Annotated in this window: 21 protein-coding genes; 1 reads left to right on the top strand and 20 read right to left on the bottom strand. The window is 71.8% G+C overall.

Annotated elements, in window-relative coordinates; all coding sequences use genetic code 11:
• Positions 1-9 precede the first annotated feature (9 nt).
• Complete coding sequence (locus tag Vlu01_RS10180; protein ID WP_203996940.1) at positions 10-705, top strand: LON peptidase substrate-binding domain-containing protein; 696 nt, start codon at positions 10-12, stop codon at positions 703-705.
• Here the strand turns inward: Vlu01_RS10180 and Vlu01_RS10175 are convergent.
• From Vlu01_RS10175 to Vlu01_RS10080, 20 genes are all read right to left on the bottom strand, one after another.
• Entirely contained in the window at positions 617-1486 is an 870-nt protein-coding gene (locus tag Vlu01_RS10175) for a DUF2567 domain-containing protein (protein WP_308440936.1), read from the bottom strand. The two genes, Vlu01_RS10180 and Vlu01_RS10175, sit on opposite strands and share 89 nt — an antisense overlap.
• A gap of 64 nt (positions 1487-1550) precedes the next feature.
• The gene (locus Vlu01_RS10170; RefSeq protein ID WP_203996938.1) at positions 1551-2978 is read right to left on the bottom strand and encodes a MinD/ParA family ATP-binding protein; all 1428 of its coding nucleotides are present in this window, start codon (positions 2976-2978) and stop codon (positions 1551-1553) included.
• Between the two features lie 96 nt (positions 2979-3074).
• On the bottom strand, positions 3075-4097 hold the full coding sequence (locus tag Vlu01_RS10165) for a hypothetical protein (RefSeq protein WP_203996936.1): 1023 nt from the start codon (positions 4095-4097) through the stop codon (positions 3075-3077).
• Positions 4098-4137: 40 nt separating this feature from the next.
• Positions 4138-5082, bottom strand: a complete 945-nt coding sequence (locus Vlu01_RS10160; RefSeq protein WP_203996934.1) for an RluA family pseudouridine synthase — start codon at positions 5080-5082, stop codon at positions 4138-4140.
• Positions 5079-5762: a signal peptidase II gene (gene lspA, locus Vlu01_RS10155; RefSeq protein ID WP_203996932.1), complete on the bottom strand. Its 684-nt coding sequence runs from the start codon at positions 5760-5762 to the stop codon at positions 5079-5081. Before lspA ends, Vlu01_RS10160 begins: the two co-directional genes overlap by 4 nt.
• A gap of 67 nt (positions 5763-5829) precedes the next feature.
• On the bottom strand, positions 5830-6249 hold the full coding sequence (locus tag Vlu01_RS10150) for a TraR/DksA family transcriptional regulator (RefSeq protein WP_203996930.1): 420 nt from the start codon (positions 6247-6249) through the stop codon (positions 5830-5832).
• A gap of 229 nt (positions 6250-6478) precedes the next feature.
• On the bottom strand, positions 6479-6784 hold the full coding sequence (locus Vlu01_RS10145) for a DUF167 domain-containing protein (RefSeq protein WP_203996929.1): 306 nt from the start codon (positions 6782-6784) through the stop codon (positions 6479-6481).
• Between the two features lie 11 nt (positions 6785-6795).
• On the bottom strand, positions 6796-7362 hold the full coding sequence (locus tag Vlu01_RS10140; RefSeq protein ID WP_203996926.1) for a hypothetical protein: 567 nt from the start codon (positions 7360-7362) through the stop codon (positions 6796-6798).
• Between the two features lie 74 nt (positions 7363-7436).
• Positions 7437-8240 carry a DivIVA domain-containing protein gene (locus Vlu01_RS10135; protein WP_203996924.1) on the bottom strand — a complete coding sequence of 268 codons (804 nt, stop codon included), beginning with the start codon at positions 8238-8240 and terminating at the stop codon, positions 7437-7439.
• A gap of 44 nt (positions 8241-8284) precedes the next feature.
• Positions 8285-8590: a YggT family protein gene (locus Vlu01_RS10130; protein ID WP_203996914.1), complete on the bottom strand. Its 306-nt coding sequence runs from the start codon at positions 8588-8590 to the stop codon at positions 8285-8287.
• A 29-nt stretch (positions 8591-8619) separates the two neighbouring features.
• The gene (locus Vlu01_RS10125; RefSeq protein ID WP_203996912.1) at positions 8620-9306 is read right to left on the bottom strand and encodes a cell division protein SepF; all 687 of its coding nucleotides are present in this window, start codon (positions 9304-9306) and stop codon (positions 8620-8622) included.
• Positions 9307-9496: 190 nt separating this feature from the next.
• A complete protein-coding gene (locus tag Vlu01_RS10120; RefSeq protein WP_203996909.1) occupies positions 9497-10246 on the bottom strand; it encodes a YggS family pyridoxal phosphate-dependent enzyme in 750 nt (249 codons plus the stop codon).
• A gap of 9 nt (positions 10247-10255) precedes the next feature.
• Positions 10256-11371, bottom strand: coding sequence for a cell division protein FtsZ (gene ftsZ / locus Vlu01_RS10115; protein WP_203996908.1), 1116 nt, complete (start codon positions 11369-11371; stop codon positions 10256-10258).
• 240 nt (positions 11372-11611) lie between these two features.
• Positions 11612-12391 carry a cell division protein FtsQ/DivIB gene (locus Vlu01_RS10110; protein ID WP_203997118.1) on the bottom strand — a complete coding sequence of 260 codons (780 nt, stop codon included), beginning with the start codon at positions 12389-12391 and terminating at the stop codon, positions 11612-11614.
• Between the two features lie 32 nt (positions 12392-12423).
• Positions 12424-13956 carry a UDP-N-acetylmuramate--L-alanine ligase gene (gene murC, locus Vlu01_RS10105; protein WP_203996907.1) on the bottom strand — a complete coding sequence of 511 codons (1533 nt, stop codon included), beginning with the start codon at positions 13954-13956 and terminating at the stop codon, positions 12424-12426.
• Positions 13953-15059, bottom strand: a complete 1107-nt coding sequence (murG, locus tag Vlu01_RS10100) for an undecaprenyldiphospho-muramoylpentapeptide beta-N-acetylglucosaminyltransferase (protein WP_203996906.1) — start codon at positions 15057-15059, stop codon at positions 13953-13955. The genes murC and murG overlap by 4 nt, the downstream gene beginning before the upstream one ends.
• On the bottom strand, positions 15059-16477 hold the full coding sequence (locus Vlu01_RS10095; protein ID WP_203997117.1) for an FtsW/RodA/SpoVE family cell cycle protein: 1419 nt from the start codon (positions 16475-16477) through the stop codon (positions 15059-15061). Before Vlu01_RS10095 ends, murG begins: the two co-directional genes overlap by 1 nt.
• Before the next feature lie 233 nt (positions 16478-16710).
• On the bottom strand, positions 16711-17844 hold the full coding sequence (mraY, locus tag Vlu01_RS10090) for a phospho-N-acetylmuramoyl-pentapeptide-transferase (RefSeq protein WP_203996905.1): 1134 nt from the start codon (positions 17842-17844) through the stop codon (positions 16711-16713).
• Positions 17841-19268, bottom strand: a complete 1428-nt coding sequence (locus tag Vlu01_RS10085) for a UDP-N-acetylmuramoyl-tripeptide--D-alanyl-D-alanine ligase (protein ID WP_203996904.1) — start codon at positions 19266-19268, stop codon at positions 17841-17843. The genes mraY and Vlu01_RS10085 overlap by 4 nt, the downstream gene beginning before the upstream one ends.
• Entirely contained in the window at positions 19265-20821 is a 1557-nt protein-coding gene (locus Vlu01_RS10080) for a UDP-N-acetylmuramoyl-L-alanyl-D-glutamate--2,6-diaminopimelate ligase (RefSeq protein ID WP_203996903.1), read from the bottom strand. The genes Vlu01_RS10085 and Vlu01_RS10080 overlap by 4 nt, the downstream gene beginning before the upstream one ends.
• Positions 20822-20845: the final 24 nt, after the last annotated feature.

The following is a 20845-nucleotide window of genomic DNA, read 5'->3' as shown; positions in this document are numbered from 1 at the left end:
CTCGATCACGTGACCGCACGGCTGCCGGTGTTCCCGCTCGCCACGGTGCTCTTCCCGGGGCTGGTCCTGCCGCTGCACATCTTCGAGGAGCGCTACCGCGCCCTGGTCCGGCACCTGGTCGCGCTGCCTGAGGGCGCGTCGCGCGAGTTCGGGGTGGTGGCCATCCGCAGCGGCTGGGAGGTCGCCACCGGCGTCGGCCAGGCCGCGTCCGCGGAGGTCACCCTGCACGAGGTGGGCTGCACGGCCGAGCTGCGGCAGGTCACCGAGTTGGACGACGGCGGCTTCGACATCGTCACCGTGGGACGGCGACGGTTCCGGGTGGGCGACGTCGACCACGACTCCGCGCCGTACCTGACCGCCGAGGTGCAGTGGTTGCCCGAGCCGGACGGCCCGGACGAGACCGCCGACCTGCTGGCGGCCCGGGTGATCTCCGTCTTCCGGCAGTACCTCGGCCTGATCCGGGCCGAGGCCGGTCAGCTGACCGAGCAACTGCCCGAGGACCCGACGGTGCTGTCCCACCTGGTCGCCGCGACCGCGGCGCTGACGCTGACCGACCGTCAGCGGCTGCTCGCCATCGACGGCACGGCGGCCCGGCTGCGCGCCGAGCTGCACCTGCTCAACCGCGAGGCGGCTCTGCTGCGCCAGGTGCGGGCGGTTCCGGTGCCGCTGGCGGAGCTGGCGTCGCCTCCACCGGCCCCGAACTGACCTCACCCGCCGACAGCGGGGGCTGCGACGACGGATACGCGGCGAGCCAGGCCGCGTCCGGCTCCGGCTCGGGCCGCAGCGACGGCCATCGGGACCAGCCGGCGAGCAGGGTGTACGTCACCGCGGCGGCGAACGCCGGCAGCAGAAGGTTGCCGTAGGGCACCGGCAGCACCCCGAGGAACAACTCGATCCCACCGGAACGCAGGTCGACCGGCTTGCTGAAGCGGGTGCCGTCCGGGACGGTGTCCAGCAGCCGCTGATAGCCGGCCAGTCCGATCCGACGCCCCACCTGCCAGGCGACCAACGCGGCAGCGAATCCACCGGCCACCGCGACGACCAGCCCGACCGGTCCCCGATGGCGTCGCAGCAGGATCCACACGGCGAGCGCGGCGAGCACCCCGAACCCCAGCCCGAGCAGGCTGAACCACCCGTCGGCGGCGATCGGCTGTTCCGGCTGTGCCTGGCCGTAGACGGCGCCGTCGCCGCTCTTGATGACCGGCGTGGCCGGCGCGACCGCCGCCCAGAGCCAACCCAGCGGCGCCCCCAGCACACCCATCACCAGCACCGCCGCCCCGAAGACCGCCACCCGGCCGGGGCCACCCGGCCGCCCGGTGGTCGGCTCGGTGGACGACACCGCCTCGGTGCTCGGCGGGATCGTCGACCCGGTTGTCGCCTCCGTCGTCGGCTGCTCGGCGGGCGGGCTCACCGGCTCGGTGGACGACGGCGGCAGGGCCGCTGACGGTCGTGCGGGAGGCTCGGCGGCGGGGGTGGTGGGGCTCACCCGATGATCCTCGCAGCTACCCTCGTCGGTCGTACACCGTGTCGCCGCAGGAATGCCCGATCCGTCAGCGTCCGAACGGCTCCAGCATCGCCGACGCCGCCCGCAGCCAGGCCTGCCGGGTCTCGCCCTGGAGCTGGTGGTATTCGATCGAGGAGCCGGTCTCCAGCGCCGGATCGTACGGCACCATGGTCACCGCCCGGGTCCGGGTGGCGAAGTGCCGCTCCAGGTCGCTCTGCAACGGCAGCCGTCCCGGCGTGGGGCAGGAGATCAGGGTCACGGCGTTGTCGGCCAGCTCACCCATCCCCTCCTCGTGCAGCAGGTCGAGCATCCAGTCCGCGCTGAACGCCGCGTCCTCGCGCGGCACCGTGGTGACCACCAGCTGATCGGCGGCCTGCATGACGGTGCGCCAGTTCGGGCTCTCCACGTTGTTGCCGGTGTCCACACAGATCACGTCGTGGGTACGGCGCAACAGGTCGAGCACCCGCTTGACGGTGAACTGATCCAGTCGTTGGGCGAACCGGGGGCTCTCCTCACCGGCGAGCACGTCGTACGACCCGTCGGAGGCGTGCCGCAGGTAGTCGTCCAGCGTCTCCAGCAGCTCGGTGCCCTCCCGGATCTCGATCTGGACGAGATCGGCGACCAGGTGTCGGATCGTGCGGGCGTGCCGGGCGCTGCCGGCGCGCAGCCCGAGCGTGCCGCGCAACTCGTTGTCGTCCCAGGCCAGCACGCCTCGGCCGCGTACGCTGCCGACGGTGGCCGCGGCCAGCACGGTGGCCGTCGTCTTGTGCACCCCGCCCTTGGGGTTGGCGAAGGCGATCACCCGTGGGGTACCCAGGTCACGACGGAGCACGGCGGCGGCCCGTTCGAGGTCGCTGCCGGCGCTCTGCGCCCGCCACTCGATGCGCGGACGGCCGCCCACCATGGCCGGCGGCACCCCAGCCGGCGGCGGGACCGGCGGCAACGGTGCCGCCGGCGGAACCTGGGTCGGTGGCGCCACGGCCGGCGGCGCCACCGCCGCCGAGTGCGGCTGATAGCCGCCGTTGTCCAGCAGGGCGTATCGGGACTCCACCGGTGGTGCGGCATGCCGGTAGCCGTTGTCCAACAGGGTGTACCGCGACTCGACCGGCTCCGGCCGGCGCGGCTCCGGCACCGCCGGGTACGGTGGCTGCCCTGGCTGCCCCCGGTACGGCTGGGCGGGGCGCGGCGGGTCCACCAGGTACGCCGGTTCGGCACGGTAGGCGGGCTCCTCGCCGTACGACCGGTCCGCTGGCGGTCCCACGGCCGGTACGCGCGCCGTGTAGCCGGTGCCGGGCCCCCGCCGCGGCAACGGCTCGGGCGACGGCTCGGGCGGTGCCGGCGGCAGTTCCTCGGCCCGGTGCTCGGTGCCGGCCGACTCTGCGCTGCGACCGCCGAGGCGGGCTCGATCGAGCAGCGCCCGCCACCGCGGTGCCGGTTCGGCGGGTCGTCCCCAACCGGTCTCGCTGCCCTCCACGGATCGCCTCCCCAGCGCTACGGTCTCCGTCTGACAGGCTACGAACGAAAGCCTATTGAGGCCACACCGGGCGGCAACCGGGTGTGTCGACAACCGTCACGGTGTCGGCTCCGGATCATCCTCGTCGACCAGGTCTGCCGAGGTGGACGGCGTCCAGGTCGAGGCCGAGGGAGCGGGCGAGGGTGGTGGCGGCGACGGTGACGGTGACGAATCCGTCACCGCCGGCGTTGACGGCGAAGGATCCGCCACGGTCGGCTCCGGCGCGGGCGGCCTGCTGGTCACGACGACGCTCGCGGTCGGCTCCGGTGTGGTCACCCGGTCGACCGGCGGCCGGACGACGTCCCGCTGCTCGGGCAGCGGTGGGGTGAAGACGGTCCGCTCCAGCCGCCGGACCTCCGGAGCCGGATCCACCACCCGTACCCCGGAGCGGGCTGCCACGCCGCGCAACTTTGCCGGCTCGGCGCGCACCACCAGCGCGTAGAGACAGGCGCACCCGGCCCGGTACGCGGCCGCTTCCGCCGCCGCGACCTGCGCGCCGCTGAGGTACAGGTCGCGCAGTTCGCGTTCCGGTGGCGCGCCGCCGCCCAGCGCGGTGGCCCGGGCGCGGTAGTCGGCGGCCTCCCGCTCCTTGCGCTCGGCCAGCTTGGCCATCCCGGCCGTGACGTCCTCCGGCACCCGCTGGGCCGGGATGCGGACGATCTCGGTCTGTCGCTCCGGCAGCGGCACCCGACCGAACACGAACGCGACTCCCACGTCACCGACCACCGCGGCGAGCCGGGACGGGGTGAGGTACTCGGTGAGCGAGACCAGCGCGTACGTGCCGTCGCCGAGCGACCGGCCGGCCAACGCGGCCAGATCGGCGGCAGCGGTCGCCTCGTACCGCGGGATGGAGTCACCCTCGACCACTCCCACCCGGGTCACCTCGCCGACCGTCTGGTCCTGCGCGGGCGGGCCACCGGTGGCCAGCAGGGCCGTGGCGAGCACGGTGACACACGACAGCGTCGCCACCCACCCGAGCAGCGGAGTACGGCTCGGGCCCTGACCCAGCCGGGTCACCGTGGCCGCGAGGCGGGGCAGTAGTCGCTGGTCCAACTTCCGCAGCAGATCGCCGGCGCGCACGGGCGGTCCCCTCGTCAGTCGGTCGGCACGGGCGGACGCGTCAGTCGCGGAGGAGGTCCAGCGCGCGTCCCAGATCGTCAGGGTAGTCGCTGACGAAGCGGACCTCGTCCCCCGTACGGGGGTGCTCGAAGCTCAACTCTCTGGCGTGCAACCACTGCCGATCCAGTCGGAGCCGGGCGGCGAGTGTCGGATCGGCGCCGTACGTGAGGTCACCCACACACGGATGCCGCAGCGTCGAGAAGTGCACCCGGATCTGATGGGTCCGTCCGGTCTCCAGCCGCACGTCGACCAGGCTCGCGGACGGAAACGCCTCGATGGTGTCGTAGTGGGTGATGCTCGGTTTGCCGCCGGAGACCACCGCCCAGCGGTAGTCGTGGTGCGGGTGCCGGTCGATCGGAGCGTCGATGGTGCCGCGCAGCGGGTCCAGGTGCCCCTGCACCACCGCGTGGTAGCGCTTCTCCACCTCCCGGTACTTGAAGGCCCGCTTCAGCACGCTGTACGCCTGCTCGCTCTTGGCCACCACCATGACGCCGGTGGTGCCCACGTCGAGTCGGTGCACGACGCCCTGACGCTCGGCGGCGCCGCTGGTGGCGATCGTGTGCCCGATCCCGGCGAGCCCACCGATCACCGTCGGGCCGGTCCACCCCGGGCTGGGATGGGCGGCCACGCCGACCGGCTTGTCGACCACCACGATGTCGTCGTCGGCGTACACCACCCGCAGGCCGGGCACCGCCTGGGGCACCACCACCGGTGCCGTGGCCGGCGCGGGCAGCGTCACCTCCAGCCAGGAACCCGCCCGAACCTTGTGCGAGTTGGGCCGTACCGCACCGTCCACCAGTGCCTCGCCGGCGTCGACGAGCGCCGCGGCGGCGGTCCGGGAGAGGCCGAACAGCCGGGCCACGGCCTGGTCCAGCCGCATGCCGTCGAGTCCGTCGGGTACCGGCAGGCTGCGCTGGTCGCCGCCGGCGGCGAAGGTGGCCGTCATGCCCGCTCCCGCCGTCCGCCGTCGGTGTCGGTGACAGCCTGGTCGCCCGTCCCGGCGGGCTGCCGGTCGGTGCCGTCGTCGGCCGATACGTCGTCCGGATCGGCGTCGGCGCGACGACCGTCGGCCAGCGCCCTGGTGCCGTCGCGCTGGCGCCCGGTGAACTCCAGCGCCACGGCGAGCAGCACGCCGCAGACCAGAGCGCTGTCGGCCACGTTGAAGATCGGGAAAACCCGACCGTACGGGTCGAAGACGCTGAACATGTCGACCACGTGCCCGACGAACCAGCCCGGTGCCCGGAAGATCCGGTCGATCAGGTTGCCGACGACGCCGCCGACCACCAGGCCCAGCGCGATCGCCCACGGGACCGACCGCAACGTCCGCGCCATCCAGGCGATCCAGCCGAGCACCCCGATCGCGATGATCGGAAAGATGAAGGTGTAGTCCTTGCCGAGACTCCACGCGGCCCCGCTGTTACGGGTCAGCGACAGGTAGAGCGCGCCACCCAGCAGCCGCACCGGCTCGCGGTCGCTCAGCTCCTGCAGCGACAGGTGCTTGGTCAACAGGTCGACGGCCAGCGCGAACACCGCGAGCGAGAGGAGGATCGTGACGGCTCGCCGCCGCGATCTGGTGGTGGTGCCGGGCCCGGTGGTGCCGGGCCCGGCGGGTGGTGCTGCGTTCATCTGCTCCCCATCGACGATCGTGGCGGTGCCGTCGCACCGCCACGCACGGACGCCGGGGAGCGTGTCGTCAGCGCCGCTCCTCCAGCTGCTTGCAGGTCACGCAGAGGGTGGCGGACGGGAAGGCAGCCAGGCGCTCCACCGGGATGGGGTTACCGCACCGCTCGCACCAGCCGTAGCCACCCTCGTCGAGACGCTCCAGGGCGCGCTCGACCTGCGTGATCCGTTCCAGGATGCTGTTGGCGAGGGAGATCTCCTGCTCCCGCTCGAACGTCTTGGTGCCGGTGTCAGCCTGGTCGTCCCCGGCCGAGTCGGTGAGGCGGTCGCGCTGCAGCTCGGTGATCTCGCTCAGCGTCTGATCGTACTCGGCTCGCAGTTCCTCGTGCCGGGCCGCCAGTGCGGCACGGATCTTGTCGGTCTCCGCGGCGCTGCGGGTGGACTTCGCCGCAGACTTGCGGCCGGCGGTCCTGGTGTCGGCTGGCTTGGCCATCGTCGCTCCCTCGGCCACGGAGCCGCGGTGAATCCGCGACACCTCGACAGGGCCGCCAACATCGGCCGCCCCAGGTACAAAACGGGCGCGCGGCACGAGGCCGCGCACTCCGGAGGTTGGCAAGGATACGGAACGTAAAGGCGTGCGACAACGTGCCGCACCGAAACGCCCGCTCCGCCCCGATTACTGCCGTTTCGGGGCACAGGGAACGCTAGCAGATGACGAACACTCAGCCGGCCGGTTCCGCGCCGTCGCGTAGCCGGATCAGTCGGCTGGCCAGATCCGGCCCGGACGGGGTGACGAGGAAAAGCTTGTCTCTGCTCGCCGCACCGGTACGCAGCGACACGGCGGCCGGGCGGACGCCGAGCGCGGCGGCCAACGCGCGACGGGCCGCCTCGGTGGCCCGGCCGTCAGCCGCGGGAGGATGCACCGCGATGACCAGAGCAGGTCCGTGCGGGCCGTCGAACCGGCCACCCACGCGGGCCCGGGAAGACCCTGGTTTCACCCGTACCGCGACGGTGAGCGCATCGTCCATCGGGGGCCGGCTCAGCGGCGTTCGGATTCCGACAGCAACACCGTGTCCGGAGTGCAGTGCGCGCAGGGGGTGAAGCCGAGTTCGACCGCCTCCGCGACGGGTAGCGGCTCGTGCTCCCGGCCGACCAGGTGCGGGCACTCGTCGAGGTGGTAACGCGGCCGGCCGTCGACGACCCGCACCTCGCCTGCGAGACGGACCACCCGGGCCGCCTGTTCAGCGGTGGTTTCCTCGGCTCCGGGCTCGTCGTCGTACCCGTCGACGACGCTTGACCGCTCACCCGGCTCGGCCACCGGCGAGCCGGGTGGTTGCCGCCACCCAGCATCGCCGGTGTCCACATCTGCCGAGGTCTGCTGGGTCGGTATGCCGGGCTCACGCCCGTCGCCACGCGCCTTGCTGTCCGGGGCGCCGCTGGCGACCGAGGCGCGACCTGCCGCCTGGCGGGCACCCACGACCAGTGCCACGGCGGCCAGCAGGCTGGCCCCTATCGAGACGACCAGCAGTGGGCTGGAGCCACCGGCCAGGCCGAAGACCAGCAGCACCACCGCGACGAGGATGAGCGCGAGACTGATAACTATCATGACTCACCCTCGCCGTGTCGTACCGATGAGGCAGGGCGGGTGATCGCCGCTTCGGCGGCAGTCACCGACCCGGTTCAGCGACCGGCCTCAAGCGCGCCGGAGCGGCCCCCGCCGTAGGATCCGGCGAGACCCGCCGCAGCGAGCCCGTTGCCGGCGGCGCGGGCACCCTCGCCGCGGGTCATCTCGACCTCCAGGCCCTGGCCACGGCCGTCGAGGTCCCGCAACTGGCTCTCCAGGTACGCCTTGAGCCGGGTGCGGTACTCCCGCTCGAACTGCTTGAGCTCCTCGATGTGCTTCTGCAACGCGGTGCGCTTGGCGTCCAGGCCACCCATGGCCTCCTGGTGGCGCTGCCGGGCGTCGCGCTCCAGCGCGTCGGCCTTGGCACGGGCCTCGCGGGTGACCTCCTCGGCCTTGGAGCGGGCCTCGGAGAGCAGCTGGTCGGCCTCGCGACGAGCGTCGGAGACGTGGTCGTCGGCGGTGCGCTGAGCCATCATCAGCACGCGCAGTGCCTGCTGCTCGCCGTCAGCGCTGGTTGCCGCGCCACCGACACCGACCGCGCGGACCTGCTCCAGCTCAGCCTGCATGGCGCGGGCGGCCTGCTCGGCGGCGGCCTTGTCGCGCTGCACCCGGTCGAGCTGGGCCTTGACGTCGTTCAGCTCGGCCGCCAGGCGGGCATCGCCACCGGGGCCGGCGGGGGCACCGCCCCGCCCACCGCGCTCCACCTGGGCGCGCAGTTCGTTGTTCTCCTCGATCAAACGGGCGAGTTCGCGCTCGACCTCGTCCAGGAAGGCGTCGACCTCCTCCTCGTCGTAGCCCCGCTTGCCGATCGGCGGCTTCTTGAAGGCGACGTTGTGGACGTCGGCCGGGGTCAGCGGCATCGAAACTCCTCGGGTCAGTTGCGGCCGCGATAGCGCGTCGGTCATCAGGCGGTCCTGATGATCGCCGGCTCTAACACAAACCTCATCAGCACGAACAGGATAACCAGGAGCACAAGGGAGGCCAGGTCGATGCTCACGGTACCAATTCGCAGCGGAGGGATCACACGCCTCAACGCCCGGAGCGGGGGATCAGTGACGCTCCACACGGATTCCAGTCCGGCTGACGCTCCCCGACCAGGCTGCCAGCGTCGGCCGTACTGCAACACCGCGCTCAGCACGAACCGGGCCAACAGCACGATCAGGAAGATGTACGTGGTCAGGTAGACAACCTGTAACAAGATCGACAACACGGCAGGCGACGTCCCTCAGGTCGGGCGGGTCAACTCAGGCTGAAGAACCCACCCTCAGCGATCTTGGCCTTGTCCTCCGCGGTGACCTGGACATTGGCCGGTGAGAGCAGGAACACCCGGTTGGTCACGCGCTCGATCGTACCCCGCAGACCGAAGGCCAGCCCGGCGGCGAAGTCCACCAGACGGCGGGCATCCGCCTCGTCCATCTCGGTGAGGTTGATGATCACCGGCACTCCATCGCGGAAGTGCTCGCCGATCGTGCGCGCCTCACGGTAGGTGGTCGGGTGCAGCGTGGTGATCTGGTATCGCTGCTCCTCCTCCGGCGCCAGCGCACGCTCCCTCGGCTGCACCTGCGGCGCCAGAGCGAGGTTGTCCCGGGTGTGGTACGTCAGCGCGCCGGACGGCTCGCCGGTGGACCGGGTGATCGACCGGACGCTGGACCGCTCGGCCCGCTCCGGGCGCTCGGACTCCAGCCGCTCGGCCTCGCCCAACCGGCTCTGCCGCTCGCTCAGGCGCCCACGGTCACTCAACCGTGGACGAGGTGCCGGCGGCTCCTCCGTCTCGTCCTCCTCGTCGGCGAACTCCTCGGCGTACCGGCTCTGCCGGTAACGCGACTCCCGGTAGCCACCCTTGTCGTAGCCGCCGTCGTCGTAGGCCCGCTCGTCGTCCTCTTCGACCAGTCCGAGCCAGACCCCCGCCTTGCGCAGTGCACCCATCCCCGCGCCCTTCCCGTCCGCAGTGCGGCACGCCCCCGCCGTGTCGCCTGTCGCGAGTGGACATCCCTGCCCACCGGACAGGAACGGCAATCCCCCGACGCGCAATTCGCGTTGCACGTCACACCCCCCGTTGCCGGGAAGGCCGTTCCCACAAACAACACTGATGTAATTTGCTTCCCTCGCGGCCAGGCTACCGCAGCGTGGGACGCATTCCGAGCAACGCGCTGCCGACGCGGACATGTGTCGCGCCGTGACCGATCGCCACTTCCAGGTCGCCACTCATGCCGGCCGACAGCTGCGTGGCCTGTGGATGGTCCGCCCGTACCAGCGCCGCGACGGTGGCCAGCCGGGCGAACGCACGCTCCGGCTCCCAACCCAGCGGTGCCACCGCCATCAGACCGGCCAGGCGCAACCCGGCGGCGGCGGCGACCGCTTCGGTGACCGGGCCGAGACCGACGTCCGGATCGGCCGAGTCCGGCACCGCGCCACCCCGTGCCGCATCACCGTCGATGCTGACCTGCACCAGCACGTCCAGCGGACGCTCCCGGCCGACCGACGTGACGCCCGCGTCCAACGCGGACGCCAACCGGACGCTGTCGACCGACTGGACCACGTCCGCATATCGCAGCACCGACTTGACCTTGTTGCGCTGCAACCGGCCGACGAAATGCCAGCGCGGGGTGACTCCGGCGGCAGCGACCTCCGCCGCCTTGGCCGCCGCCTCCTGGTCGCGGTTCTCCCCCACGTCGGTCACGCCGAGGCCGACCAACGTCACCACGTCAGCGGCCGGGTAGGTCTTGGTCACCGCGATCATGGTCACCTCGGCTGCGTCCCGGCCGGCGGCGGCGCAGGCGTCGGCGATACGGGAGCGTACGCGGGCGAGCCCGGCGGCGAGCTCCGCGCGCCGGTCCCCGCTCGCCGGGGCTCGACTGTCAGTCATCGGTGCTGTTCAGGACCCGTTCTTCAGGAAGTCAGGCACATCCACGTCGTCGAAGAGCACCCGGCGCGGCGACTGCGGCGTGGCCGGAGTGGCCGGCGACGGCAGGATCGGCGTGCTCGGCTGCGCGGGCTGGTTCTGGTTGGTCTTGCGGGCCGGCTCGGCCGCCTTGTACGCCGGTGTGCCGCCGTCGAAGCCGGCCGCGATCACGGTGACCCGCACCTCGTCGCCGAGCGCGTCGTCGATGACCGCGCCGAAGATGATGTTCGCGTCCGGATGCGCCGCGTCGGTGACCAGTTGGGCCGCGTCGTTGATCTCGAACAGGCCGAGGTCGGAACCACCGGCGATGGAGAGCAGCACACCCCGGGCACCGTCCATGCTCTGCTCCAGCAGCGGGCTGGAAATGGCGGCCTCGGCGGCCTCGACCGCACGGTTCTCGCCCCGGGCGCTACCGATGCCCATCAACGCGCTGCCCGCGCCGCTCATCACACTCTTGACGTCGGCGAAGTCCAGATTGATCAAACCCGGCGTGGTGATCAGGTCCGTGATGCCCTGCACACCGGAGAGCAGCACCTGGTCGGCCGTCCGGAAGGCGTCCATCATGCTGATGTTGCGATCGCCGAGCGCCAGCAACCGGTCGTTGGGGATGACGATCAAGGTGTCGCACTGGTTGCGCAGCTCGTCGATGCCCGCCTCGGCCTGCACCTGACGGCGCTTGCCCTCGAAGGAGAACGGGCGGGTGACCACACCGATGGTCAACGCGCCGAGCTTGCGGGCGATGTTCGCCACCACCGGCGCGCCACCGGTGCCGGTGCCACCACCCTCACCGCAGGTCACGAAGACCATGTCGGCTCCCTTGAGGACCTCCTCGATCTCGTCGCGATGGTCCTCGGCGGCGTTCTTGCCGACGTCCGGATTGGCGCCGGCCCCCAAGCCGCGGGTCAGTTCGCGGCCAACGTCGAGCTTGACGTCGGCGTCGCTCATCAGCAGCGCCTGCGCGTCCGTGTTGATCGCGATGAACTCGACGCCCTTGAGCCCAACCTCGATCATCCGGTTGACGGCGTTGACGCCGCCACCCCCGATGCCGACGACCTTGATGACCGCCAGGTAGTTGTGCGGAGGTGTCATCTCCGGTCCTTTCCCTTCGAGATCGGCTACTCCCCGACCGGCTACGGCCTGGCCGGACCGACGGTCGACGCAGCTACCACCACCGAGGTCGAGAGGTAAACCCTCACCCTCTACTAGAGGGTTAGAGTTATGTCAACCACTGATCCTCTTCCGGGCAACGTAAGCGCAGCCGAGCGATGAGCCAAGGACCTTTCCGGCGTGTCGCCGGGGTAGCGAGACGGCTCACCACTGACCGGCCGCTCACCGGAAGGTGACCACCTCCGGTGCGCTGACGTCGATCCGGGCCGCGTCCTGGTCCAGCAACGCGGTGGCCACCCGCGCCTTGTCCGCACCACGGGTCGCGTCGCCCCAGAACACCGTACGGTCGTCATGCAACTTCAGGCTGATCCGCGCCAGCCCCTCGACGTTGAGTTCGACCAGTTGGTCGAGCAGTTCCGGGGTGAGCGCGCCGAGCACCTCCAGACCCGCCTGGGTCTCCGGATTCTCCGGGCCCGGCGTGGCCAGCCGGACCAGCGGCAGGCCGTCCGGGCGCTGCGGGACCGTCCGGAACACCACCCCGGCGGCGTCGACCACCGCGAACTGCTCCCCGCTCGGCACCGCCGCCACACCCGTACGCTCGGTCAACCGCACCACCAACGCGTCCGGCCAGTCCCGGGTCACGGTGACCCGTTCCACCGGAGGCAGGGCACCGATCCGGCCGGCCAGCGCGGCCAGGTCGACCCGGGCCAGCGGAGCCCCGTCCGGCACCCCCGCCGCATCCCGCACCTGCACCGCCGTCACCAGTTCGGCGCCCTCCACCCGCACCTCCCGCACCCCGAACAGGCCGGTACCCAGCAGCGTCCACGCCACCAGCCCGGCCACCGCGAGCAGGCCACCGGCCACCGCCCAGGGCAGTGCCGCGCGCATCCGGCGACGCCGGGCCCGGGCCATGAACCGCCGGGTCGAGGCGGGCACCGCGTCACTGCCCGCGCGTACCAGCTGCCACCTGCGCACGGGGCGACGCCCCGCGCCACCGTCCACACCGGTGCCACGCCCACGGGCCGGACCGGGACTCATTCCGCGACGGGCGCCGCGCCGTCCACGCCGACGACTCCCGGTACGGCGCTCCCGATGCCCGTCGGCCCGCCGGCTGCCTCACCGGTGACGGTGCCGGTCAGCGCCGGCGCACCGGCGGTACGCCCCGCCAGCGCGGCCAGCAACTCATCCCCCATCAGCGAGATCGGCGGAGCCCCCATCGTCACCACCACGTCGCCGGACCGGACCCGACGGGCCACCTCGACCGGCGCAGCCTCCCACGTGTCGACGAAGACCTTTCGCTCCGCCGGCAGCGACACCGCTTCGATCAGCGCCGCCGAGCCCTCGCCGGGGGCACGCTGCTCGCCCGGCCCGAAGACCTCCAACAACACCACCTCGTCGGCGATCGCCAGCGCCTCGGCGATCTCCGCCTGCAACTCCCGGGTGCGGTAGAGCCGGTAGGGCTGGAAGACGACGATCAGACGACCGTCACCGGCCACCTCGCGCAACGTCCGCAGGGCCAGCGTCATCGACGTCGGGTGGTAGGCGTACTCGTCGTAGACCAGCACCCCGTCGACGGCACCCTTGCGCTCGAAGCGTCGACGCACCCCCGGGAAGGCCGCGAGTGCGGCCTCCGCCGCCGGCAGCGGCAACTCCAGCAGGTACGCCGCCAGCACCGCCGACGCGCTGTTGAGTCCCATGTGCCGGCCCGGCACCGGCAGCCGGAACTCGCCCAGCGCCCGGCCGTCGAGGTGGGCGAGGTAGCGCACCCCTCGGGCCGAGGAGACCACATCCGTCAGGCGCAGGTCGGCGTCCTCGGCCTCCCCGTAGGTGTACACCTGACGTCCCTCCGCGCGCAGCGTCGCCGCCAACCGCCGACCACCCACGTCGTCCGCGCAGGTGATGACGAAGCCGTCCGGGTCGGTGAGCCGGGCGAAGTCGACGAAGGCAGCCTCCAGGTTGGCCAGGTCGCCGTAGGTGTTCAGGTGGTCCGCCTCGACGTTGGTGACGATCGAGACGAAGGGCCGGTAGATGAGGAAGGAGCGGTCGCTCTCGTCGGCCTCGACCACGAAGTACTCGCCGGTGCCGTGGTGCGCCCCCGAGCCCCCCTCGGAGATCTCTCCACCGATCACGAAGGACGGGTCCGCCCCGGCCTGTTGGAGCACCATGGTGACCATGGAGGTGGTGGTGGTCTTGCCGTGGGTACCGGCGATGGCCACGGTACGGCGACCGGTCATCGCCGCCGCGAGTGCCTCCGAGCGGTGCAGCACCCGCAGCCCGCGCCGCCGCGCCTCGACCATCTCCAGGTGGTCCGCCGGGATCGCCGAGGAGTACACGACCGTGTCGACCCCGTCGAGGTTGGCCGTCTCGTGGGTCATGTGGATGGTTCCGCCGAGCGCCCGCAGGCCGGCCAGCGCCGGCCACTCACGCAGTTCGCTGCCGGAGACCGGCAGGCCCCGGGTGAGGAAGAGCCGGGCCAGCCCGCTCATGCCGATCCCACCCACACCGATCAGGTGGATGTGACCAAGATCCTCGGCGGTCAACGTGCCCGCCGGACTGAACGTGCTCACCGGGACACCGCCTCGTAGACGAAGTTGAGCAGCGCCTCGTCGCCGTCGCGCCGCCCGTAGGCCGCCGCGGCGCTACCCATCGCGTGCAGCCGCTGCGGGTCACGGATCAGCGGGATCACGGTGCGTTCGAGCCAGTCCGGAGTCATCTCGGCGTCGTCGACGAGCAGACCACCGCCGGCCTCGACCACCGGCAGCGCGTTGCGCTTCTGTTCCTGGTTGCTGTGCGGGTAGGGCACGTAGATGGTCGGCAGCCCGATCGCGGCGACCTCGGCGCAGGTCATCGCCCCGCCCCGACCGAGCATCAGGTCGGCCGCCGCGTACCCGGCGTCCATGTCGGACAGGTACGGCAGCGTCACGTACGGCACCGGCAGGTCGGACGGGATCGACACCGGCTCGTTGCGGGCACCGATCACGTGCAGCACCTGAATGCCGTTGCGCGCCAACTCCTTCGCCGCTCCGGCGACCGCGAGGTTGATCGAGCGGGCGCCCTGCGAGCCGCCCGCGACGAAGAGCACCGGCAGGTCGGGGCGAAGCCCGAAGTGGGTTCGCGCGGCGGTGCGCATCGCTGCCCGGTCCAGCCCGGAGATGCTCCGCCGCAGTGGCACACCGACCACCCGGGCATCGCGCAACGACTCGGCCTGCGCCGGTTGGTGGGGGAAGCCGACCGCCACGTGCTTGGTGAACTTCATCCCCAGCCGGTTGGCGACCCCCGGGGGCACGTTCACCTCGTGGATCACGATGGGCAGTTCCCGCCGCCAGGCGGCCAGGTAGGCCGGCACCGAGACGTACCCACCGAAGCCGACCACCACGTCGGCGCGTACCTCGTCGACGATCTTGCCTGCGGCGCGGGCCGCGGTCCACATCCGGCCCGGGGTGCGGACCAGGTTCATGTTTATCGACCTGGGTAGCTGGTAGGCCGGGATGTTCCGCAGGTCGTAGCCGGCCGGCGGGATGAGCTCGTTCTCCAGGCCCTTCGGTGTGCCGAGGCAGGTGATCCGGACGCCGGGGTCATGCCGGCGCAGGCAGTCGGCGAAGGCGAGCAACGGGTAGATGTGCCCCCCGGTGCCACCTCCTGCGAGCACCACCGAACGCAGCGGACCCATCAACGTCTCCTCTCGTCCGCCGATCCGCCACGGCCCCGGGCGTCCCGGGTGCCACGCGGTACGGCCTGGTCATCCCTGCGCCGCTTGCGAGCCTGGGGCACGGAACCCCGGGCGGGTGACGGCGGCGCCGCACGGCGCCGTCGGCCGGGAAGCGGCGGCAACGGTGCCCACACTAGTCGGACCCACCGGGCCGGCGGACGGGCATGCAAGGCCCGGGCCGCATCCGGTTCCGCGCGGGCGAACGAGGCCAGCATTCCGACCGCCGCGAGGGTGACCACTAGGGCGCTACCTCCGTCGGAGATGAAGGGCAGCGGTACGCCGGTCAGCGGCAACAGCCCGATCACCCCGCCGATGTTGATGAACGCCTGACCGACCAGCCAGGCGGTGGCACCCGCCGCGGCCAACCGGCGGAACGGGTCGTCGACCCGCCGGGCGATGCGCAGGCCGGTGTAGCCGAGCACGGCGAAGAGGGTGACCACCACGGCACAGCCGACCACCCCGAGTTCCTCGGCGATCACCGCGAAGATGAAGTCGTTCTCCGCGGCCGGCAGCCAGGCCCATTTGGTCCGCCCCTGGCCCAGCCCGGTGCCGAACCAGCCGCCGTTGGCGATGGCGTACCGGGCCTGGACCATCTGGTAGCAGAGTTCCTCCTTGCAGGCGTCCAGCGGCGGCGGATTGAAGAAGACGGTGAGCCGGGCCAGGCGGTAGTTCTCCTCGCCGCGCACGCCGGAACCGGCGCCGAGGGAGGCCACCGCGACCAGCAGTCCGATGCCGAGCAGCCCGATGGCGCTGAGCGCGGCGAAGACCCGCAGCCGCACCCCGGCCGCCCAGAGCAACCCCACGACCAGGGCCAGCAGGCAGAGCATGCTGCCCAGGTCGTTGTAGCCGACCAGCACGAAGAGCAGCGCCACCACGGGAAAGAGCGGCGTGGCCAACTCCCGCCACCAACCCAGCGCCGCGCCCTTGCGGGCGAGCACGTGCGCACCCCACAGCACCAACGCGAACTTCGCCAGCTCGGACGGTTGCAGGCTGATCCCGCCGATGTACAGCCAGAGCAGCTCCGCCTCCAGCGGGCCGATCTTCGCGTCGCCGTTGGTCAGCCGCCCGTACGCCACCAGCAGGTTCAGCAGCACCAGCAGTCCCACCGCGACCGCCAGGGTCGGCCGGCCCAGCGCCCGGTAGGTGCGCGCCGGCAGGCGTTGGCAGGCCCAGAACGCGACGATACCGATCACCGCGAAGATCGCCTGCTTGGTCAGCGACGCCGAGGCGTTGCCGCCCTGGGCGTAATCCCGCACGCTGGTGGCCGAGAAGACCATGGTCAGCCCGATCAGCAGCAGCAGCCCGGCGCTGGCCAGCAGCAGGTGGTAGGAGGCCAGCGGTCGGGACAACAGACCCCGCAGCGCGGCCAGGGACCCCATCGCGTCCAGCCCGCGCCACGCCCCGTCGGCACCGGACCCCGCCGTGCCGTTTGCCTCTCGCGCCTCCCCCACGACGCCATCATCGCCGCTGCTGTCATCCGACACCGCCGCTATCGCCCACTCGGCGTGTCGCACTTGCCCCACCCATGTTGATCATGAGGTTGTTACCTCGCCACGCCGGGCAGGGTGACAACAACCTCATGATCAACGTGGCGATACACCAGCGGGGTGGGTCAGCCCATGTTGGCCAGGAAGTCGCTGTAGAAGAGGCCCAGGGCGATGGCGACGCCGATGCCGGCGATGATCCAGAAGCGGACCACGATGTTGACTTCGCTCCAGCCGGCGAGCTCGAAGTGGTGTTGCAGCGGAGACATCCGGAATACCCGCTTACCGGTGGTCTTGAACGAGATGATCTGGATCACCACCGACATCGTGATGATCACGAACAGCCCACCGATGATCAACAGGAGCAGGATCGTACGGGTCGACATCGCCATGCCGGCGATCAGGCCACCGAGACCGAGCGCCCCGGTGTCGCCCATGAAGATCCGAGCCGGCGAGGTGTTCCACCACAGGAAGCCGACGCAGGCACCGGCCGCCGCACCGGCGATCAGCGCGATCTCCAGCGGGTCCCGGACCGTGTAGCAGTAGTTGTCCGGATTCGCGGTGTACGCCGGGTCGGCGCACCAGTGGCGGTACTGCCAGAACGCGATCACCGCGTACGCGCCGAGCACCATCACCGAGGCCCCCGTGGCCAGCCCGTCGAGCCCGTCGGTGAGGTTGACACCGTTGGTCGCCGCCATCACCACGAAGATGAAGATGATCACTGCGCCGACCTTGGTGACATCGAGCGCCGGGATGTCCCGGATGAAGCTGAGCATGGTGCTGCCGACCGTCTCGGTGTTGGTCACCGCCCCGGTGGCGTCGGTCATGGTGGACGGGAACCAGAGCGCGACGACCCCGAACACCGCACCGACCAGGATCTGCCCGAGCAGCTTGCCGCGTGCGCTCAGGCCGCCGCTGTGCCGCTTGCGCACCTTCAGGAAGTCGTCGATGAAGCCGACCGCCCCACAGAACACCATCAGCCCCAGCAGCACCAACGCCGTGATCGTCGGCTCGACCTGGGCGATCTGCGCGTCCGGCAGGGTGGTCAGGGCGAGGTGACCGGCCACGTACGCGATGACGGTGGCCAGGATGAACACCACGCCGCCCATCGTCGGCGTGCCCTTCTTGCCCTGGTGCATCTGCGGGCCCTCGGCCCGGATGGGTTGCCCCGCCTTGAGCCGGGTGAAGACCCGGATCGCGATCGGGGTGCAGAACAGCGAGACGAGGAAGGCCACGCCGATGGCCACGATGACCGCTCTCACGCGGCGCCACCCTCGGCCGACGCCGACGTACCCGTACCGTCCCCGGCGGCGTCGACGCGCAACGCGTCGGCCACCTCCCAGGTCCGGTACCGGGAGCCCTTCACCAGGACGACGTCGCCCGGCCGTAGCTCGCTGCGCAGCACCTCGACGGCCGCCGCCTGATCGGTGAGCAGCACCGACTCTCCTCCCCAGTCACCTACCGATGTCGCCCCGTGGTGGATCGGCGCCGCCGCCTCGCCGACCACGAGCAGCCGGTCCACGCCCAGCTCGGCCGCGAGGCGGCCCGTTTCGGCATGTCCCTCTGCCTCGAACTCGCCCAGCTCGGCCATGTAGCCGAGCACCGCGACGGTACGCCGTCCCGTGCCGATGCCACCCAGCGCCCGCAGCGCCACCGCCATCGACGCCGGGTTGGCGTTGTACGAGTCGTCGATCACGGTCACCCCGTCCGTGCGTTCGAAGACATCCATCCGACGGGTGGAAACCAGCCCGAGCGCGCCCAACGCGATGGCCAGCTCGGCCAGCGGCATCCCCAGTTCCCGGGCCACGGCCGCAGCGGCCAGGCTGTTCCAGACCTGGTGCCGGCCGGTGAGCCCGAGCCGCACCGGGGCGCTGCCCTCCGGCGTGACCAGGGTGTACGCGGGCCGCCCCCGCTCGTCCAGCGTCACGTCCACGGCCCGCACGTCGGCGTGTGCCGACTCGCCGTAGCGGATCACCCGGGCCGCCGTCCGGGCGGCCATGGCGTCGACCAGCGGATCGTCGGCGTTGAGCACCGCGAGACCGTCCGCCGGCAACGCCTCGACCAGCTCGCCCTTGGCCAGGGCGATGTTCTCCTGCGACCCGAACTCGCCGATGTGCGACACCCCGACGTTGAGCACCACGGAGATGCGCGGCGGAGCGACCTCGCAGAGGTACCGCACGTGTCCGATGCCCCGGGCCCCCTTCTCCATCACCAGATAGCGGGTCGTCGGCCCGGCCTGCAACGCCGTGTACGGGTGCCCCAACTCGTTGTTGAAGGACCCGGGCGGGGCCACCGTCTCCCCGAGCCGGGCGGCCACCTGGGCGATCAGATCCTTGGTGGTGGTCTTGCCGGAGGAACCGGTCAACCCGATCACGGTGAGCCCGGGCAGCCGGTCCACCACCGCACGGGCGAGCCGACCCATCGCGGCCAACGGGTCGGCGACGACGATCATGGGAACTCCGGACACCTCGCGGGTACCCAGCACCGCCACCGCACCGGAGGCCACCGCTGCGGCGGCGAAGTCGTGGCCGTCCACCTTCTCCCCGTCGAAGGCGACGAAGAGCCCACCGGGGGTGACCTTGCGGGAGTCGAACTCCACGCTGCCGGTGACCTGCGCGGCAGGGTCGGCGGCGACCAGCCGACCATCGACCGCCGAGGCCACCTCGGCGAGGCTGAGCGTGATCACTGACCCTCCAGATCCCCGAAGCGGCCCCGCAGCGCGTCGGCGAGTTCGGTCCGGTCGTCGAACGGGTACACCTCACCGGCGATCTCCTGGCCCCGCTCGTGCCCCTTGCCGAGCAGGACCACCACGTCGCCCGACGTCGCCAGCCGGACCGCCTCGTCGATCGCCGCGCGGCGGCCACCGACCTCGACGACCTGGGCCGTCGTCCCGGCCCGCTGGGCACCGGCAAGCACCTCGGCGCGGATCGCGACCGGATCCTCGGTACGGGGATTGTCGTCGGTCACCACCACCACGTCGGCACCGGCCGCGGCGGCGGCACCCATCGCCGGCCGCTTCCCCCGGTCCCGGTCTCCGCCGGCACCGATGACACAGATCAGTCGACCGGTGCTGAGCTCACGCAACGCGGCCAACGCGGCCACCACGGCGTCGGTCTTGTGCGCGTAGTCGACCACTCCGCGCACTCCACCGGCCACGCCCACCGACTCCAGCCGGCCGGGTACGCCGCCACAGGCCGCCACTCCCTTGGCGGCGGTCACCGGGTCGACCCCGGCGGCCACCAGGCTGGCGATGGCCAGCAGGGCGTTGGACACGTTGTGCCGGCCAGGCAACGCCACCCGGGCGGGCAGCACCAGCCCGTCCGGACCGTGTGCGGTGAACCGCTGCGCGTACCCCTCGCCGGTCATCTCGTCGGCCCACCAGGTGGCGGCCGGGTCCCCGGCCGCCGAGAAGCTGACCGTGCCCGGCTTGACCAGCGCCTTCAACGCCGGATCGTCGTGGTTGAGCAGCTCGACGGCACACCGGCCGTCGAACAGGCGCGCCTTGGCGGCGAAGTAGTCCTCGGCGTCGGCGTGGAAGTCCAGGTGGTCGGAGCCGAAGTTGGTCCAGCCGCCGACGTCGAACCGCACCCCACCGACCCGCCCCATCGCCAGGGCGTGGCTGGAGACCTCCATGACCACGGCGGTGACCCCGCGTTCCCGGGCGGCGGCCAGCATGGCGTGCAGGTCGGTGGCCTCCGGCGTGGTCCGCACGCTGTCGATCACCAGATCACCCAGGCGGGTCTCCACGGTGCCGATCAGCCCGGTGGTGTGGCCGGCCGCGCGCAGCCCCGACTCGACCAGGTACGCGGTGGAGGTCTTGCCGGCGGTGCCGGTCACTCCGATCACGGTCAGTCCGGCCGTCGGATCGCCGTAGACGGCCGAGGCGAGCGTACCGAGCACCGCCCGGGGATCGGCCACCACCAGGGCCGGCAGCGCGCTGGCGGCGGCCCGTTCGGCACCGGCCGGATCGGTCAGGATCGCGACCGCACCGGCGGTCGCCGCGGCGGCGGCGAACTCCGCGCCGTGCCGGCGGGCACCGGGCAGCGCCGCGTACAGGTCGCCGGGGCGGACCTCGCCGCTGGCGTGGGTCACCCCGGTCACCACCGGGTCGGCACTGGTCGGGGACGCCACGGCGAGCCGGGCGGCCAGGTCATTGAGCCGGATTCCCGTCACGGAACGGGGACGAGGATTGCCGTGCACGGCGTCAGACCCTACCCGGTCGCCCGGTCCGGGCCGCACGGCGCGCCTGAATCTCCGTCTCAT

The organism is Micromonospora lutea (assembly GCF_016863535.1).
In the GTDB taxonomy this organism is placed as follows: domain Bacteria; phylum Actinomycetota; class Actinomycetes; order Mycobacteriales; family Micromonosporaceae; genus Micromonospora; species Micromonospora lutea.
This window is presented reverse-complemented; position numbering and strand designations above follow the sequence as displayed.